Here is a 19,341-nt window from a genome sequence, read left to right on the forward strand (position 1 = left end):
AAAATCCTGGACTGATTCGAGAGTAAGTTGCGAGCCTCAATTCAACCGGTCGATGTCCCCCGCTTTCGTTAGCACTCGGCCTTAGCGTCTAAGGGTAATGTTAACCGCCCCCCCCCCCGCTTAACCGAGCACCTCGGGCTGGAGATTTCCGGCGTCAAGGCGTGCGAGTCGTAACTCACACGGGGTCAGAGCGCCTGGCGAGCTATGCGGTCTGAGATCGTTGTAATCCTGTCGCCAGTGCTCGATCTTCTCACGCGCATCTTCCAATGACAGGAACCAGCGCACGTTACGGCATTCATTCTCGAAGCCGCCATTAAATGATTCGATAAATGGATTGTCCGTGGGTTTGCCTGATCGAGAGAAGTCCAAGGTTACGCCATTCTCATACGCCCGGTAGTCCGACGCGTACGAAATGAACTCGCTGCCGTTATCGACCTGTATCCGCTTCGGTGTACCGCTCAGCGCTTTCAGATGCCTTCAAGGCGTAACCGACGGTAATCGCCAAGCGCTCCCGACCCAAATTATCGACAACAGTTAAGGCCCGGAATTTCTGTCCATTGAACAACTGATCGACCACGAAATCCATGCTCCAGCAGGCGTTCACGGTAGAGACTTCCGGACGTTCCATGCGGTGCGCGGCAGCGAGGTCGCGTACGCCGCAGATTCAGCCCTTCCTCACAGGAGATCCAGTACGTCTTCGTGTGATTGATCAGCCAGCCTTCGCGTCGCAGCAAAACATGAATACGCTCCGCACCATAGCGTATCCGCGTCTCGGCAATCTCCCGGATACGCCGCCGCTCAGCACGGTCATCGCGCGGGCGAGGCCGATAAAAATACGTGGCCTGACGCAACAGCAGCACCGCCGTCGCGCGCCGGATGCTCACCCGATACGCCCGCATTAAAAAGGCAGCCAAGTCGCGCTTACGGGCCAGCTTCACAGCTTTTTTACACCACCTCCTGAAGCATCTGCTTGTCCAAGCTGAGATTGGCCACCATGCGCTTGAGTCGGGCATTCTTCTCTTCGAGTGGCTTCAGGCGCCGCAACTCGGAAAGCCCGAGGCCGCTGCACGTCGTCTTCGAGTCGTCGAACGCGGCTTCGGAAATACTCATCTTCCGGCACACTTCTGCCACCGTGGCACCCACTTCGGCTTGCTTCAGCGTGAAAGCTATCTGCCCGGCGGTGAGCTTCGATTTCTTCATACAAATTTCCTGTCCGTCAGTGCTTCAGATTTGCCAGAAATCTCCAGTTTTGGATGCAGCAGTTCTTCGCGGGGAGGTCAGAGGTCACCGACAATCGAATACGGCAAAAGCTAATCGCGAGCGCACCGAATGCGCATCAAATCGAATACTCGAACGCCAATTGCACATTGCCTGCACCGTTTTGAAACAGCCCTAGCTGATCGCCGCGGGTCAGATCGACATCGGTAGCCGAAACGTAAGTCCACGATCCACTCTCAAAGACGAAGTGCCCCAGAAGCTCGTCCTTGTCGCGAGATGACATCAGACGCTTAAGTGAAAGACTAGCGTTGTCCGCATTCGTCCCCACGCTGAGCGCAGAGAACGCAGCGCTGGTCGCGACGTCCAGGTGATATGAAGACGCCACAATCCAGCTGTCAAGCAATCCAACGCCGTAATTCCCGAGAAGGAGCCCCTCATAGCGCTGCGTTGAGTCATTCTCTTTCGCACGCGCAACAACTTTGAGACGCACGGGGTCTGACACCGCCCCTGCACCCCCACCGCGTGTCAATGTGACAAGCACGTCCGCTTCGCTCTCAGGCCATGCGGCCACATCGACTGAAATGTCATAAATTCCTCTGTCGATGTCGCTGACCTCCAGTGGCTCACCAAGTCGAGCACCTCCGAATGTCAGCGTCAATACGTCGCCCGCTTGTGCATCTCCAAATGGCACCGAAGCAATGATCGGGACGCCAGGTGCAATGTTTTGCTTCTTGAGCAGAAGCGCGCCTTGCGGCGCTCCCTGCTCCGTTGCCTGGAAGAAGTAGGGGGTTCCTAGCGAATCCATTTTCAGTCCTTAATCAGCATCCTCAATCGACGTCGGTCAGACGGTCTCGAAATATTCGCCTACGCCGGTAGGGGGAAGCGTATCGATAAATGACACCAACACTTCGGAGGTGACTGACTTTCCATGCTTCTGAGGTGAGATCGTGTACTGGATCGAACAGCGTCCCATGCTCCCCTCCGGAGACTGACCAATTCCCCAAAGAAAGATCCTAGGGAACCAGACGTACGCATATCCTTGGGCGATCTCGGCGGCGGAAATTTCGCGAGTGAGAGAGCCTTGCAGACCTTCAACTTCCAACGCCTCCGAATTGTCCATCCAGCCAACCAGCGTAGCCTGTACATTCAGGTAGAACCGCTTGTCACCCCACCCAAATACTGCAGGATTGTTGTCCTCGCCGACAGGAACGGCAACCGTAATTCCGTTCATCGTCGATTCGACGTTCATCACAACGCCATTGGCCGAGACGCCAGCGACAATGCTCGGCGCCGGCGCAGCGCCAGCGGCATCTAGCGTTACATGGCCTGGGTCACCCTTAACAAAAAATGCATTCGTAGTAGATAGCTTCGCGGGCTCTTTGACCGGCAGCACAATATAAGCGAGTTCATTACGATCGCTGCTATAGGCCTTGTTATGCAAACCGAATTTCGAGAAGCCCATCGCCTGCCTACCTGTATCGGTTCTCTGAACGAAGCTTTTATCGACTTGTTGCATTCGCTTGTTACAGAGCAGAAACAAATAGTCTCCGATCGCAGCGCTGTCGTAGGATGGCACAACGCACTGAAGTGATCCGCTGTCATCGGGAGTTACAACCAATGGCGATGCTACCGAAGGCCCAGGAAGCAGCGAATCTTCGGCACCTGAGAAATCTGGCAATACATAGTTGAAGCACGGTTGCTCCAGGGTACCTGACTTCGCAAACAAGCGCCCAGCATAGGTACCGCCAGTATTTGCCGCACATACGAAAACGCTCGCGACACCGTCAACGCCAGTGACGATGTCAACATAGAAATTTCCGGGAATTCCGCTCCGGGGAGGCAGTGGCATGACGGGCAACGCCTCGGTGGCCTCGAAATTTGAGAAAAACCGAACACCGGAAAAGGAGTAATCCGCATCCGAATACAATCTGATACAGACATTCTTTAATGGGCCACCGGGACTACCCTCCGCATCCCTGCTCGCCACATATACCTCCCAACGGAAAAAATTTCCCTCACTCGTCGACGGGGTCTCATTGCGGCCACTTGCGGGCAACAACTGAAAGGTATTTTGCTCAGTCGGAATACTCGGAGAAGTATCCTCGCCAGAATATGCGCTCGTAAAACGTGTGGGCACGGATGTGTTCGCCGAAGCGCGGAACTCGCCGGTCCATTGCGACTCTGGCGGCTGAGAACCATCTAGCACCGGCACATACATAGCGATGATTTCCGCCACCGCGACCGACCTATCACTGCCAACACTACGCGCAATCACGTCAAATGAGCCGTCGACGCTATCATAGGTCGTATCTGCATCGACGCCGACTGTGCGATAGAAAGCGAAGTCGGCTTCGCGCCCGTCACTTGAAAATGCGGCGCCAATGCTGTGGAAAGCTATGGTCCTTCCATCGGCGACACCACCGGGCACTTGTAAAGTCGCAGTGAACTTGACCAGTTGCCAATCATAGAAGTGATAGGCACCGCCCTCCGTATCTGGCACCACGTTCAGCGTTGGTGCAAGATCAAAGCGATTCAACTTCATAAGCGCACCTTTTTTGCTCATTCGTATTTGCGGCGTCAGACCGTAACCGAGACTGACAGGCTGGTGTCGGCTGAGAGATAGAACGATAGTTCATCTCCGGCGCTAACATTCACCGGCCCTGCACTCAAAGCGAATTGCCAAATGCCTGAAGCGTAGGTCAGATCTCCTACCTTCACCTGCTTTTGGCCGGATGGCCGGCGGTACAAAGTCAATTTGGCCGGCACCTGCCCGGATGCGTCGGGCCACTTAACGCTCTTAACATCCGACTCGCTTGTAATGCTGTAGGCGAAGGGTACGACCCATGAATCGACGACGCCGCTCAAGTACTCCCCCAAGTATGTTGCCTGGTGATATTGCACGTCTGACTCCAAAGATTTTTCATTCGAGACAACGATGCCCGTCTCATCCGAACGCGCGATATTGCCCGCCCGGCTCTCAATCTGATAGGTCACTACGTACTTTCCATTGCGGAGCACCGATAGCGGCTGAATATCGACCTCGAGCCCAAGCGGCGGGAAACTCTGACCGCTCAAAATGTACGAATAGCGTTCAAAGTCTCTCTGCCCCTCCTGCCCATTGAATCGCACCGTAACCTTGTCTCCGTCGTCAATCTGCTCGTAGGGCGGGATTTTCACCACTATGACGCTGCTCTTAACCGAGCTCACATTCAACACACCGCGGCTAGCCTGCGGTAATAGTGGTTTATCGAGAAACTGCTCTTTCATTGACCTCGACTCCTTCCCCCTCCGCTGGAGGGGGGGAAAGGTTAGCAACGTGACGAAGTCAGTTAAGCTACCTCGTGACTGTAAAACTCATCTGTAATCGTGGGCGAGACCATTGTCGGGTCATTGTCGAATGTTTCCGGAGCCCCAATACACCACGTGACCATAATGGTACCCAGGTCGCCCGTAGCCGGGTCGTCGCGGTATCCGGCCGTGACAAACGGATTGAACTGAAGCGTCGCGGATTTTTTCTGCACGTCGTCTGCAGATATCTCTATCGACGTTGTTTGTCCTGTGCCATGCTTGGCGTCCCCCGTCGTCCAGTCCCAACCGGTCATAGAAATACTCGCGGAGACGCTCGTACCCACCGTCATTGAGGCTTGCTCCTTCGTGCCGTCCCAGCCGACCTGTACCTTAAGCCCCGCCTTGCACATAGCAGGTGTTACGCGATTCGGAAATGCCTTATCAGCTTCAGGCAACAACGGCTTGGGAAGATCCGAACTAGAGAGCGGTGGTGTCACTGGCGGCACTACCGGAGCGGATTTCCAGATCCGAAGCATCGTGCTAGCTGACATCTGCGCCACGCCGGCAGCCGTAATATAGATGTATCCAATGCGGTTAAGCACCCCTCCGCTCTGCGAAGAAGACGTTTTTTCCGGGAGAGTGAAGCTACTGGTCGCAGCCTGAAAGCTGCTAATACCGCTCCACTGGAATGCGTTAATCCACGTCTTCTTCCCAATGAAGTTGATGGCGGGCTGCTTGCCGTCATCATTCCATGAAATAATATAGATATCCGAATTATGCGAAAAATTTCCAGAATTATTAAAAATCGCACCCTGCACTGTGCTGACGATTGCTGCATCGACGACGTTCATCGAAGCCGGTCCAGTCAATACGGGAGCATGAAGTCGAGGGTTCGCGCCGTTGAGGTCCGTAACGATAATCTGGCCGGTGGCGTCAGTTGTATTACCCTCAATATCCAGGTGAAGCAGACCATTCACCGGAGTGTCCGCGCCACTCACGTAAACTTCAAATTTTCCGCCAGTCGTGTAAAGCGTGACAAGATCGCTATCGGCGGTAACCGTCTGCGTTCCGGCCTTATCTTTGTAGATATTCAAACCTTTTATACCCGCCTCGCCTGTGATCACCTCGCCATCGGCGTTCCTCAAACAAAGCGCTCCAACAAATTCCGCAGGCGCCGTACCAGCATCGTTCATAAACGGGGTTCCATCGTGATGGACGGGCTTGTATGAGATCTTGAAGTAGTTTTGAAGCTGATCATCCGGCTTCTGCGTGGGTGCTCCCGTGGCAACGATTTTCGTACCAGCCCCCAGATAATCGGCGGCGGGGATGAAGGACGCAGCAACGGGTCTTGTGACCGGGTCATCTAGAGACGCCAATACTGTGGCTTCCCCATTTACAAGCCTACAGAGGTCCGCCTGGAACGTGACGGAGCCCGCATCCAGTTCAGTGATGTACACGTCGACCTTTGCACCCGCCGTCTTGCCCTGATTGCCCAGGTCTACCTTCACAGCATTGTGGTTCGCAGTGATCTTCGGATCGATTGCTCGAATACCAACATTCGCCTCGGTTGCCGGATCATCCAAATAAAAGTGCACATAGTCATTTGCTTGAAAGGCTTCGGCATCAGAAGAGAATTCAACCGAGAATTCAAAGCACTGACTCCAGCCTAATTTGCGATCCGAACTGACTGGCGATGATGAAGTTGCAGTAATAGTCATTACGCTATTCTCAATAAGAGTTTACGAAAGGAAATCGGACATCTCAGGTTTTATTACGTGAGCCTCTACCCAGAAAATAAGTCTTCACTCTCACGTGTCGCAATGATTGCAGCCATGATAATTTTCAACGTTTTGTTTTTCATTGATCTCATTTGAATGCTGGCCAATCATCTTCCAAATCCCATCAAAACTCGTAGCGAATAGCAAACTTTCCGCCAACCCCAGAGTTTCCATATCCACCGGTACGAATCTGGCCACTGATTTCCGCATAGGCTTGCAGCCTGTCGCTAATCTGGCCGACCACACCGGCCGCAAGTTGTATGGCGCCGCCCGCGTTGCCTGTCATCAACGATGGCAACCCCGTCAAGTTGACCTCTCCACCGTACATTTGCGTGAAGCTCCAACCGATGTCGACATAGGGCCGCACTGTCGACGTCGCACCTTGCACCGGGTAGCTGACGCGCATGCCGGTACCCGCGGTAATCGAGCGACTGCTGTTGATCGACACTGAAACGCCATCGGCATCCGTCATGTGCCGGAAGTTCGCGGTGTGTCCCAAGAGTTGAACGCGAGGCTCAAGCATGAGACCAGACGGCAGTTCGATTTGACGACCACCTTCCAGCGCCAGATCCCACCCAGTGCCGTACAGCGTGCCGACGTTTCGGCTCAGGCTATTGACACTGCTTCGGTAGAAACTGCCGCCTAACACCGCGTCGGCATACCAACCTTCTCGGGACATCCAGGTCGCAGTCAGCGCGAGCGTTTGCGCCTGCATCGACAGGTCGCTACTGTTGTTTGCCGCCGAAGCTCGCGGTGTCGCGTGCACCGAACCGATCGCCGCAGCCACGCCTACACGAAGCGCATCGCCGCCTGAGGTCGTGTAACGCAGGACGTTACCGCCGAACTGTAGCGCCTGTGTACGCTCGTCGTAGCCGTAACCGAATTGAGTGAACGGCAGGTTCGTCGCGTAGCTGCCCGTATCACCAAACACCCGCGCAAACGCTTCGCTCCCCACCGGGGAGGCCCCACCGCCATGACGGATGTCGCCCAGCCGTGAATGCAGTCCATCCATCAGCGCAGCACTGTAGCGCTGCAGAACAAGCGGCGCGATCAGATAGGAACTTACCTGTGGCACCAGCAGCGGCCGACCCGGATTGTTTTTGGGCGTCCCCGGCGTGATGTTGCCCCTATCGTCTTCGTACGCTGTCTGAAGGCGATAATCCCACGTGATATCGCCATTCGGGAGCGCGCTTTGTGTTGGGTCAGCGGCGCCCCAGGTGGATCCGGTCCCGTATGCGAACAGTCGGTACTGGTAGGCGCTATTGGCGCCAGTGACGTATGGCCTGTCGAGCTGAAACGATGTCGCTGTTGCATTGCCACCGACCTGCACGAGCGAGATCCCTTCGTCAGCATGGGCCTTGTTGTCATCGCGCACATTAGTATTCGCCCCCATGCCGGACGCTGTCACATGCAGTTGGGTCGTTCCGCTGGCATTGCCGCTGATGAGCACCTTATCAGTCTGCTGCCCCTGCGCCCCCCCTACGTTTAGGGAGGTGTTCAACCCAATCGTTCCGCCTCCTGCGTAATCGCCTGCTATCGAAAGGGTCTTGTGTTGAGGCACACCGTCCAAGACGTATGGAGTGGCAAACGTGATCGTTCCACTATTCGCTAGCTGCTGTACCGTCGAGTCGCCGCTCAGATTCCAGACCGAGCTAGTATCCGCAAGCGTAGCATTGACGCTGCCACCACCGGACTGTGTGATAGCGCCATCGAACTCACTGCCGCCGGAGAGCTTGATGTGGACGTTTGCACCGGTGACGCCAGCATTGATGTTGCCTTTGATAAGGGATGCGCCAGAGACAGTCAAGGTGCTGCTGCCTGCAGACGTCAAGTCGTAGGCGAGCCCCGCACCGCCATCCACAGTAACGCCCGAGAGCGACACATTCGCGCCGCCAGCGGCACTAATCGCCGGACCGCCATTGGCCTGACTGATGGTACCGCCGCTAGCAGTAAAGTTTCCGGCCGTCACAACCAATCCGCCGCTTAATGCCACGTACCCCAGCGTGAGCGAGCCAGTACCGTCCTTGATAAAAGTGGCGTCGCCGCCGGCGCTCCGACTGCCACCAGAGTCGACATAGGTCGCAGCACTGCCGAACGTGGCATCTACGCCCGCGTCAACGGTAACCGTAGCGTTTTTCGTCACTTGCAGTTCGCGGCTGGAAGTAAATGGCGTGCCGCTTGCATCCGTCGCAACCCGCAGGTTGCCCCCCTGCAGGCGCACTTCGCGCTCGATGGACGTATTGCCTAGATTACTGTCACGAGAGACCTGCAGCGTGCCGCCATTTATTTGGGTGTTGCCAACGTAAGAGTTATCGGCCTGGAGCGTGGTCAAGCCGGCGCCATTCTTGACGACATAGACGCCGTCGCCATTGGGCGTGGTGCCCCCGTGGCCGATGTGATAACTAATATCCCCGTCTGCGACGTCAATTTTGTCGTTCGAACCAATCACGCCCCCAGTACCGCCGGGCGAATATTGCAGATTGAGGTCATTCCAGTTCGCCGCAGTATTGGGATGGTTTGGATCGAACTGAGCGTTGGTCCCAGATAGATCCAACCAGCCGTTACCGATGGTTATGGTTTTGTTAAACGTCGATGGGTCAGTAAGACCTGTGATCACCAAAACACCACCATCGACTTTAGCGGTGTTGATGCCGCTCCAGGTTTGATCTCCGGCGAGAACCTGGGTGTTGGCGCCCGCCTTGTCAATATCGACGGAACCACCGGTGAACGAACCGCTGAACCGATAAGGTCCGCCGCCTTTCAACTGGTCGCTGCCAAGGGCGATGGTCGTGCCGGCGCGCACTGCAATCTCGCCGTTTCCGGTCAGGGCGCCAATCGCCAAGGTTGCGTCATGGGTTGTCGCGTCGAGTTTGCCGCCAGCCACTGACGCTGTCCCCGTCGAAGGGGGCAACGGCGCGTCGAGTTGTACGATACTGTCTGCTGCCGACGAGGTCCCTTTAAAGACCAGCGTTCCACCCGCAACTGCTCGCATCGCATTACCGTTGGTGGACACGCCGGCATCAAGCGTGATAGTGCCTCCCTGGCCAGCAACAGCGCCCCAATTGGCCGGAACACCACTAAGAATTGTTGAGGTTCGCGGCGCAAACGGATTTTCCGCCGTTATCTCGATGGCGCTCCCGCCATCGGCATAGATGAGCGCACCGTGATCCGATGAAATGTTGCTAAGTTGAAGACCTTGAGCGTCAAAAACGAACGCGCCTCCCCCCGACAAGCTAAATCCGTTGGCATCCTGCCCATGGGTCTTAATCATTGCGCCGGGGTTAATGGTAAGTGCTGCGCCCGGATCAGAAATCACCACTCCGGCCGCGCCAGTGCCTGAAGTTTCAATGATTGTGCCGCCACCGAGGACCGCCGTACCGCCGGAAATCGCCACACCGGGAGACCCATCATTCAACGTGGTAATCTGCGTGTCCGCGATGGACACATTTCCGCCCGCCGAAACGTTGACGGCAGGCGAATTAAGCCCTTGCGTTTTGATGACTGACTGCCCACCAACCGTAAGCGCACCGGCATCGACCTGAATGCCTGTCGAATTGTCCCCCTGCGTCGTCACATCGGATTGCGAAACGTCCAGATGACCACCGGCCCACCCCACATGAATTCCGGTTGAGTTCCCACCATACGTCCTAATTCGCGTATACCTTAGCGACGAATTTGTGCCAACGGGCGCCGTCAAGGCAACCCCAGACGAGTGGTCGCCGTATGTCTCGATCTTGCTTTTACTCAAGTCCAGACTAGCGCCCGCTGAGTCCAGCGTAACCCCCCCTGTTCCGCCGACCGTCACTCCGATCGAGCGATCCCCCGTTGTTTTGATCTGAGAGTCGAAAAGGGCAACATGATCTGTGGTTCCGACCGCGAAAACGCCAGATGCCCCGTCTGCGCTGCTATTAATTGCAACGTCTGTCGCATCGAACGCGCCGGGAAATGAGGTGGTCCCGGAAACATTGACCACCGTTCCGCCACTACCAATGGAGATGTTCTTGAGCGAGACACTACCGCCGAACGCTTTCACTGCTGTACTAACGGCCTGAATCGTGCTGTTCCCATCGCCCGTAATTGATATCTTGCCAGCATTACTCACACCGATCGCGGACACCTTTCCTATGCCCAATTGATTAATATCAATATGGCCAGATAGCGTCACAGAACCACTTCCAGACGAATAGACTCCCCACGACCCTCCATAGCTTTTGATCGTCGTATCGGTCCCAATCAATTTCCCTGCCGCCACGAAGATAGCAGCCGAAGTCGCGTCATAAGCGTTATCCGAGTTCCTGACAGTGATATCGACCGGGCCGTTCAGAGTGACGGTCCCAAGGTACCCATCCAGAGTAATCCCCGCCCAACTTTGGGAACTCGGATCATGGGTTCCATCAATATTCATCGTCAATCTTGCTCCAGGCGCGAGCGTGAACGAAGTCGAACTTGCCCCGTCCACCGAGATCCCCGCCCACCAATCTCGGTTCAATTGCCGCCCATTTATCGACAAGTTGATATTGAGATCGCCCATTGCCTCGAGAGACGCATTGTTAGAAATCACAATGCCGCCCGCCCATCTTCTATCCGCATCGGTGCCGACGCTCTGAATCGTCACCTTGTCGCCGGCCGTATAGGAAGAACCTCCGCTCAACAGCCACCCATAGAGATCTCTACTGTTCGTGACATCGACTGTCGTGCACGCACTCAAACTTTGATTCGTGACGCCTTGGTTAATGAGCACAGGCGTACACGCTGCCTTGGCTCCGCGGCCCCATAAGCTCATGGCTCCCACCAGGACTAGCGCCATCACGAGTCGGGTCGGGCGAAAATTTGACGCGTCTTTCATTGGTTTAAAGAATCGACGAGCAGATCTGTCGGTATATTGACTTCGGCGGCGGCCCAGCCGCTGAGGATTCTCTAGGTTCATAGGGCAAAATGCTCGCCTCCTTTGGCCTTCTACGCCTTTGATTTTTATCCGCCGACCATTGAATACCCCCCCACTTACAAACACGACGCGTCTGTAGTGCTTCCCCTTCCCATCAGAAAACGGTACCGCTGAGAATTGGAAAATCCGTCAGGTCAACGCCAAGAAGACGAGCACGTTCACCGAAACACAGGCCGCGCTTGCGTTGAGGCAGGCGGACCTGTGTGCGACGATCGAATTAGTGAGCCGTGAGCCAGGCAAATGAAAAACTCGACGGAGAATCGCAAGTCGGGATCGCCCGTATCGAGGCGAGCGATCCGGAGCAAAATATTGAGCCAAGTACCGGTACGTCGACCTATGACACGCTGCCACCGGAGAAAAAAGCGAGATTCACGGGGATTGCGCTTGAACTTCAGATCGAACGGTATTTCGGTAGAGGCGCCGTCAATGCACTGGCGCCGGCCCTGTCTGCCATTTGCCACGACGCAATGCATTGCTGCACGCGAGTGAAGCAGTTCCGCGAGTTCAAAGAAGGGATCATTGCAGCGATGAACAGCGGCATGGATTACGAGGCGCTGCATGCCCAACTGACGAGCTATCCGGTCCGCGAAGAAGTGAACCGTGCCGATGCCTAGTTTCCGGCAACTCATGACACCTAAGACGCCACGCGTACCGACAAAGCCGTCACCTGGCTGCGCGTCTCGTGAGCGCTCTCAGGCGCTCGCTCAACCCATCAACGACCGGGTTCCCGACCGATACCGGTGGCACGCACCGTCCGACCACCCCATGCTGTTGATTGGCCATCGACTGCGGTGCATAGGCGACGCTGACACTAGCAGCCACCAAATTCAGCGCCAGCGCGAATGACTCCGCCTGCGTTGCTGGCGCAATATCGGCGCACGCCCCATTAAACGCATGGAGCACCTCGTGCGAAGGATGCGCCGGACAGGTAATCCAGTTCCCGTCGCCTATTCGCCCCAGCAATGAATTGGCTCTCATCGTCCGCTCATGCCAAGACGGAACCGCTAGCACGTAGGGATCTGACCAGAGCGGAAAGAATGTGTCGCGGGCGCCACACATCGCGCCTCACTCCCCAGCCAGAGATCGTCTCTCTCACCACTGCGTGGGCTGATCCGCAAGGATGGGCGAGCCGCACAGATCATCTCCACGAGAATCTCGACCTCGGCACCCGAGATATCCTGGCTCACGCCAACGTCCAACATAGCCGGCGCCAGCCCGCCCCCCTGCGCCCGCCAACATATTCATTCTTATTCTCGATCTCCGGGCCTTAAGGCGCGTTCCCGGCAAACGGATACGGCAAGCGCTTAGCGCCCCACGCGCCGCGTCGACTGTCACTGCCGATACGTGACCGCAACAGGCGCGTCCGTAAGCGAACCGATCGCGCTGGACGTCTGGAACGGAATCTTCACGATCGACGTTCCATTCAGATCCATGCCATCAAAGCCAACACCCCTCAACACCGGGTTGTCGTAGGTCTTGATGTAATAGCGCAGACGCTTCAGATCCGCAAAAACCGTCCACTGTGTGTACTCGGGCGCGTCGGCTTCGGTAGTCTTCACCCATCCCTTGGGAATGTCGAAGCTATTCGCGACATGCTCAGCCAGACGCACGCCGGGATCGCCGCTCGGCACCCGTTGAACGGAGATGGTGTAACCAATCGCGCGAATGAAGCGGGCCGGTGGCGTCGTGTCTCCAGGAATACCCTGCAAACCCGACCCCTGGCCAAGCGGCGCGAGCTTCACGCCACCGATCTCTTTCGTGGGCGCATCCGCGGTCGTCAGATTGAGATAGTTACGCAGGTTGATCATGTGCCACTCGAACGGAGGCGAGTTCGTGAGCACGCCGATCGGGTTGTCGTAAACCTTCAGTTCACCGTGAATCGGCTCGATCACGATCGACGCGCCAGTCCGGTCATGAAGCGTGAAGTGCACCGGCGGCACGATCCCCATGTCCGCTTGCTTCATGTCGACGAGGGCAATCTTCGGTAGCGCCGCCTTGACCTCGGCAACTGAGGCAAAATTCGTTAGCGCCCACGTGAGGAAATCCCACGGCGCCATCATCTGACGCCCATTCGCATCCGGCTGCTTCGTGTACTGCGCAAACCCTGGGAAATAGAGAATGCCGCCGGCGAGACCATTCTCGTTCATCCCATCGACAAGACTGGGCAGCCCAAGACCGTTCATGCCGATCGCCGCGTAGCGACCATGCCACTCAGCCCGATGCTCCTTCCCGGGCAACGTCGCGTTGAGCGCAAAACCGCGCGGGATCAGGATCAGGTCCGACTTCATCGGAAACGCGAACTCCATCGTCCGCGCATAGACTCGCCCGCCGTCGCTCGTGTTGAGGATGAAGCTCGTGCATGCCAGTGCTACGTTGGACACGAGAAGTACCGGCAATACTGCAACGCCCACAAGCGTCGAAATACCCTTGCCCACCCATCGCTGAATGAACGCTTCATTGTTACGCATACATCCTCTCAGAGTCAAAAGACCATGGAAAGCCCAGCAACCGGGCCATGCTGTGTCACACGCCATGCGAAGCGATCAATGCCACCACCATCGTTGACATAGTCCTGATACCAAACGCGGTATCCGAATCGCAAAATCGTCGGCTTGTTGAAGACGAACGTCCGATAACCGAAATACGTTTGCAAATTGGCGCTGAATCGCGAACCGATACCGAAACCACCGATGTCGCCCTCGGCGAAGAGATTCCAGCGCTCCGAGAGGTCAGCACTCACGCGTACGCCGATGAACGGGTCAACCCAGCGCTCGGTATGTGTGCCTACGATCGGATCGGCAGAAGCATTAACCTGCGTCCAACGCAGGCCGAAGGTCGGCTCGATCGTGACGGCACGCGATTTCCCGAACAGGGTATTGCCGGGCTTCTCGATCGACCAAGCATGGAAAAAACCGCCCAGTGTCACCATTTTCGCGGTCGTGCCGAATCGCACTGCAGCCCCGGCTACCGTTGCGTCCTTGGCGTCGCTCGTGTACTGGCCATCCATATAGACGCCATAGCGCCCGTTGGTGAGTTCGACCTCTCCCATCAATGCAAGATCGAGGTTGCCCAAGATTGTCGAGAAGGGAACACGGACCGGCACGTCGTATCGGCCGATGGCCCCATTACCGCTGAGCGATGCCGCCCAGATATATGGGCTGACGACCACGGACCAGTTGTCGTTTCCCGCTATCTCTGTCTGGCCTGTCTGGCTCACCTGCCCCAGCGCAGATATGGGTGAACCCAGGGCTGCGCACATCGCCAGTGCAGCGACGCCGTGTGCGAATAAGTTGCGACAGGTCATCTCAGCAAATGTCCTCTGTGTGACTTGCGCCGCGAACCTGACGATGGAAGTCACGATCTCGCCCGCAGCCGTGCGGACTGTCCGCCTGAGCACTTTCGCCCGAACGCTGAGGTTCAGCCGAAACTCGAAACGCGGAAGGTGACATGCCGCTGTGGCGCTTGAACGCCACACTGAAGTTGCACGGGCTGCGAAATCCCGCCTCCTTCGCCACTGCGCGCACCGCGACCCCCGTGTTCCTGAGCAACCATGCAGCCCGTTCCATTTTTTCCATGCGCAAATAGTCCGCCACAGACACGCCCAGCGACGCCTTGAACTGATCGGTCAATCGCCGGTCGCTCAGTCCGAGCCGGCTCGCGAGTGACTTGCTGTTCCAGCGTCCAAGTCCTTCCCCCTTGATCAGATCAATGGCGTATTGGGCGGACTTCGCCATGGTGGATTTCGACTCTGGTTTCGCATCACCCTTACTCTGACGTCCTTGACGAGCTGCCCTGATCTGCCAGCCCAGCCGCGCAACTAACTCCTCGGCAAGGAAGGGATACACAATGCAGTCGGATGCCCCGGAGACAAACGCCCGTGTGCGGGCATCGCTCGAACGACCGTCGTCGACCACCACCAACGGCAGTCTCAAAAGCCGGTCCACGCCACGTATGAGGCTGCAGAACGCGCAGGCATCCATGCCGCGCAACGCCCCATCAACCACGACCACGTTGGGTGGTGAAAAAAGCGCATCGTCGTACGTCTGCCATCCATCGGACACGACGCGGACGTCGAACAGTTGTTCGCGCAGGGCTGCAGTTGCGCGCTCGAACATCGACTCTCGCTCCGTCAATAGCCAGACCGTCGCTTGCGAACGAATCGCCCCCGACGAACGCCGGCCAACAGGTTCTGTCAGAAGGGTCGCGCATTCCATGTCATCGTGCCGGTTCATGATTCGATCACTCCCAATGAACTGCCGCTGGCGAACTCGCAACGTGCGTCCCGATACCGGGACGGGCTTTGTCCGACGATCTGGCGAAACGCTGTCGCGAAGTTCGCACTATCGGAAAAGCCGAGCACTTCGGCGATGCTTGTCACGCTCAGCGAACTGCTTTTGAGTAACGTCCGAGCGCAATCGATACGGCGTTGCCGAAGAAAACGCGACGTGCTGCAACCGGCCACTTCGCGAAATGCCAAATCCAGGTTGGCAGTGGACACGCCGATACGCGACGCCAAAACCGACTTTGACATTTCGCCGATCTCGCAGCTCGCCAGATACCGGACCGCGAGGCGATAGATCTCGTAGCGACGAGAAACTCGCTCGACGGCTGGCAATCCCATCGATGCTGTCTGGGGCGCATTACACTCGCTCCTCAGACGTGCCCTGACACGCACATCGATCTCGGCTCGTCCCGAACCGGCATCGACATAGTCCACTGCGCCAGCGCGGAAGCACTGAACGCGCAGGTACGGCGAGTCCGCCGGGCCGACTACCATGAGTGGTAGCGCCTCCGATACCGCATTCTTAAGCAGCCGAGTGCAGCGGATCACGGCATCGACCGTCCGCTCCGTGACGGACATCAGGACCAGCGCAACGGCATTCGCAAGCTCGGCGGAGTACAAGGCCTCTGCGATATTCCCGACGATGCGGTAATGCACGTCGCCCCCATCGGGGCTGAGTGTTACGCCGTCCGTTCCGGCAATACCACTGTCCACCAGAACGATGCGTTCCCCATAGTGTGATTTGATCAATATATTGCTCCCCCGCAAATTCGCGTCGCATGCGCTTGAATTTCCAGCGTCAATATCTGGACACAGCGGGGCTTGGCGCCACCTATCCGTATCCGATCGCAACCGGCATGACAGGAAATGAGCCCCCGATCAGACGGTCGAGTTCATTGTCGGAGAACCAACGAGGCATAACTCGCCTCTATGTCTCACTCGTTTCTCCCTGGTATCTCCCCCCCCACCCCCCCGTTTTCCTCTGGGTAACCACGGATATCCGCCGGAACGGAAGTGCCCGATTCGGGGCCGGCCACCTGCGCTATGGAGGTCGCGATGGCACATGAAAGGGAGATCGTCATTTCGGCCAGTGGCTTGCCCCGCATACCAGCAAGCACCGAGTCCTCGGTCTCGCGCGCGATCTGGGCAAGTCCATGTAGACCGAACCAGGCAGCCGCGCCCGCCGCACGATGTGCAAGCTCACCGATTCTGCTCTGATCCTGCTCTTGGTCCAGCGTGGCTAGCGACGCGCGAATCTCGGAAAGACTATTGAGGAAACGCCGCTTCAGCTCGGGGTTTTCACTGAGAGAAAGTGCTTCCCGGGCTCGCTCCAACGCAGGATCGGACATCCGACTTTGCGCCAGCACAGCGCGTAGCGTCGCCAGGTCGACAGGCTTGATAAGCACTTCGTCCGCCCCTGCGTCCATGCAGGCCTGGCGTAGCGAAGGTGTGGCGTTAGCGGTCAGGGCATAGACTGGCAAGTGGTGGCACGCGGGAAACTGCCGTAACCGGGCGATCAGCTCGACGCCCGACATGCCCGGCATCGTGCAGTCGGTAATGACGGCGTCGTAGTTGACGAGCGTCAGCTGGTGCAGCGCTTGCGTGGCATCCTCGACCGCGTCACACGTCATTCCCAAGCGCGATATCTGCAATTTCAGAAGATCCCGATTCAGCGCCTCATTTTCGACCACCAGGAGGTGCATGGGTGCCGCCGCCCCCGTCACCGGATCTGGCTCCATGTCGACATCGGGCCTCAGCGCATCCGTCGCGGCCAGCTCATCGACGGCGATCGCCAAGGGAAGCGAGACCAACATCGTGGTGCCACCGCCATCGCGCTCGGTCACCAGAATTTCCCCTCCCATCGCCTTTACCAGTCCGTGTGTGACGGCAAGCCCCAACCCCACGCCACCGACTTCGTGGCCGGCGCCCTTGCCTCGTACGAAGGGCGAGAACACTCGCGTCCGCTCAGATGGATCAATACCGATGCCCGTGTCGCTCACTTCGAACAGCACGGTCTCGTGGCCTGGCGCGGCGGCTTCGGAAAAGACGCGCAACGATACGCCGCCCACCTCGGTGAATTTCACCGCGTTGCCCAAGAGATTCAAGAGAATTTGCCCGACGCGACGGGGATCGGCCATATAGGCGGGCGCAAGGGCGGCCGACAGGTTCACTTCGAAGTCGAGCCCCTTCTTGTGCGCCGTCGGTGCGACCAGTTGACCTATCTCACGGGAAACACAATCAATCGACACAGGAGCAATTCTCAGGGCTGGCTTACCATGTATTGCCGCCGAGTACGTGAGCACGTCGTCAAGGATTGATGTCAAGATGCCGGCCGCCGCGCGCGCGGTTCCGACCAGCCGCTGGTTCTCGCTGCCGATATCTGCTACGCCAAGCAATTCGAGCAGGCCAACAACGCCACTTAATGGTGTGCGCAACTCGTGACTGACTGTCGCCAGCAAGGTGTCCTTCGCAGCGGAAGCCGCTTCCGCAGCTCGCTCCATGCGTCGAAGATCGGAGACATCGAGAAATGCGGCCAATACGGCGTCTATGCGGCCACTGGTGCTCACGCATGCGCGCACCCAATAGAGCGCCTCGCGACGCTCACCGTCCGCCGTCATAAAGTGTATCGAGTCCTTGACGCGCACTCCTGTCGCAAAGACCTGTTGCAGGCTGTTCCGCAGCTTCGCCCAGCCGTGCGAATCCAGCATGCCGGCGTCACTCACCGGGCGGCCGATCAATTGGTCCGCCCTCAGGCCCAGTGCATCTTCGAATGCCGGATTGACGGCGAGATAGCGGCCTTGTCGATCCTGGACGAGAATGGGCGTGGGCGTGGCATCCATCACCATCGCCTGAAGTTCTTTCTGAAATGTCAGCGCCCGTTCGGCACCGCGCCGTCGCGACCGCTCCACGCACAACCAAACCACTGCGAAGACCAACGAAACCACGAGCAACGGCACAAACACGACCGTCCAGTCCGGCATCAAACACCGGAGGTCAAACGTACTACCGCATGAGCTTGTCATTGTTTCTGCAAAAATCCAGCAATTCTTGGTTGGTCGTCAAACCAAGCTTCTCCTGCGCATTGCGCTTATGCTTGCTAACTGTCTTTGGACTGCGTTGCAGGCGCTTCGCTATATCGAGAATGGGCAGCCCTTCGTAGGCGAACATTCGAACCACTTCGATCTCAGAGCGCGTGAGCGCCGCCTCGCGTTGCAAGTGACTCTCGGGGATACTCACCTCGCGCAGCATCGTCTGAATGCTCGCACTGATGTAGACTTCGCCGCGCGCCGCCGCGCGCAAGGCGAGTACAAGGTCTTCGACCCCGCCCCCCTTATCGACCACCGCAATTGCACCACGCGCGATCAGCATATTCACGACCGCGAGATTGCGCATCGCCGTAATCACAACGACAGGCGTCTCGGGAGAGATGCGCCTCAAACGCTCCACAAGGAGCACGCCATCTCGCCCGTTCGAAGACGGCATCGACAGATCCGTCACGATGACATCGCAAGGATGCTGCACGACCGCTCTGACGAGGTCCTCAGCCGCGCCGACTTCAGCAATGATCCGTCCGACCCCACTTGCCTCGATGACAAGCCGCATGCCGTAGCGCACGATCGGGTGATCGTCTGCGAGAATAATTCTCACTATTGCCTCCCTGACCTACGTGACCATGACCTCAAGGGTTACCTGCCTCATCGGGTGCGGCAGTCGACTTATTGAGCGATATTCCATGACATCTTCACGTCCGATCTGGAGTAGCGAAGGACAAATGCTACGCATTCGGCGCAGCAACGTGAATGAGATAAATCTTGAATAGAATATTTTTA

General features: G+C 57.3%; 12 protein-coding genes and 1 pseudogene. 1 reads left to right on the top strand and 12 read right to left on the bottom strand.

Translation table 11 applies throughout. From position 1 onward, the window contains the following. Nucleotides 1-120: 120 nt before the first annotated feature. From PBR20603_RS22300 to PBR20603_RS22325, 6 genes and pseudogenes are all read right to left on the bottom strand, one after another. A pseudogene (locus PBR20603_RS22300) lies at nt 121-1,200 on the bottom strand (IS3 family transposase). Nucleotides 1,201-1,336: 136 nt separating this feature from the next. Further along, nucleotides 1,337-2,023, bottom strand: a complete 687-nt coding sequence (locus tag PBR20603_RS22305) for a hypothetical protein (RefSeq protein ID WP_150561635.1) — start codon at nt 2,021-2,023, stop codon at nt 1,337-1,339. A gap of 36 nt (nt 2,024-2,059) precedes the next feature. Further along, the gene (locus PBR20603_RS22310; RefSeq protein ID WP_150561636.1) at nt 2,060-3,781 is read right to left on the bottom strand and encodes a hypothetical protein; all 1,722 of its coding nucleotides are present in this window, start codon (nt 3,779-3,781) and stop codon (nt 2,060-2,062) included. Nucleotides 3,782-3,795: 14 nt separating this feature from the next. Beyond that, nucleotides 3,796-4,485, bottom strand: coding sequence for a hypothetical protein (locus PBR20603_RS22315; protein WP_150561637.1), 690 nt, complete (start codon nt 4,483-4,485; stop codon nt 3,796-3,798). 62 nt (nt 4,486-4,547) lie between these two features. Further along, nucleotides 4,548-6,224, bottom strand: a complete 1,677-nt coding sequence (locus tag PBR20603_RS22320) for a hypothetical protein (protein WP_150561638.1) — start codon at nt 6,222-6,224, stop codon at nt 4,548-4,550. Nucleotides 6,225-6,408: 184 nt separating this feature from the next. Beyond that, nucleotides 6,409-10,899, bottom strand: a complete 4,491-nt coding sequence (locus tag PBR20603_RS22325) for an autotransporter outer membrane beta-barrel domain-containing protein (RefSeq protein WP_174978027.1) — start codon at nt 10,897-10,899, stop codon at nt 6,409-6,411. A 557-nt stretch (nt 10,900-11,456) separates the two neighbouring features. Between PBR20603_RS22325 and PBR20603_RS22330 the strand changes: the two genes are divergently transcribed. Next, nucleotides 11,457-11,843: a hypothetical protein gene (locus PBR20603_RS22330; RefSeq protein WP_150561640.1), complete on the top strand. Its 387-nt coding sequence runs from the start codon at nt 11,457-11,459 to the stop codon at nt 11,841-11,843. Between the two features lie 717 nt (nt 11,844-12,560). Here the strand turns inward: PBR20603_RS22330 and PBR20603_RS22335 are convergent. The 6 genes from PBR20603_RS22335 to PBR20603_RS22360 all read right to left on the bottom strand — a co-directional run bounded on the left by PBR20603_RS22335 (nt 12,561) and on the right by PBR20603_RS22360 (nt 19,159). Beyond that, the gene (locus tag PBR20603_RS22335) at nt 12,561-13,697 is read right to left on the bottom strand and encodes a choloylglycine hydrolase family protein (protein ID WP_217425992.1); all 1,137 of its coding nucleotides are present in this window, start codon (nt 13,695-13,697) and stop codon (nt 12,561-12,563) included. A gap of 14 nt (nt 13,698-13,711) precedes the next feature. Then, nucleotides 13,712-14,533, bottom strand: a complete 822-nt coding sequence (locus tag PBR20603_RS22340) for a hypothetical protein (RefSeq protein ID WP_150561641.1) — start codon at nt 14,531-14,533, stop codon at nt 13,712-13,714. Nucleotide 14,534: 1 nt separating this feature from the next. Further along, the gene (locus tag PBR20603_RS22345) at nt 14,535-15,461 is read right to left on the bottom strand and encodes a helix-turn-helix domain-containing protein (protein WP_150561642.1); all 927 of its coding nucleotides are present in this window, start codon (nt 15,459-15,461) and stop codon (nt 14,535-14,537) included. Then, a complete protein-coding gene (locus PBR20603_RS22350; protein ID WP_150561643.1) occupies nt 15,458-16,261 on the bottom strand; it encodes a helix-turn-helix transcriptional regulator in 804 nt (267 codons plus the stop codon). Before PBR20603_RS22350 ends, PBR20603_RS22345 begins: the two co-directional genes overlap by 4 nt. A 185-nt stretch (nt 16,262-16,446) precedes the next feature. Continuing rightward, a complete protein-coding gene (locus PBR20603_RS22355) occupies nt 16,447-18,492 on the bottom strand; it encodes a hybrid sensor histidine kinase/response regulator (RefSeq protein ID WP_174978028.1) in 2,046 nt (681 codons plus the stop codon). A 22-nt stretch (nt 18,493-18,514) separates the two neighbouring features. After that, nucleotides 18,515-19,159, bottom strand: coding sequence for a response regulator (locus PBR20603_RS22360; protein ID WP_281356102.1), 645 nt, complete (start codon nt 19,157-19,159; stop codon nt 18,515-18,517). Nucleotides 19,160-19,341: the final 182 nt, after the last annotated feature.

Origin of the sequence: Pandoraea bronchicola (assembly GCF_902459805.1) — a bacterium.
Taxonomy (GTDB): Bacteria; Pseudomonadota; Gammaproteobacteria; order Burkholderiales; family Burkholderiaceae; genus Pandoraea; species Pandoraea bronchicola.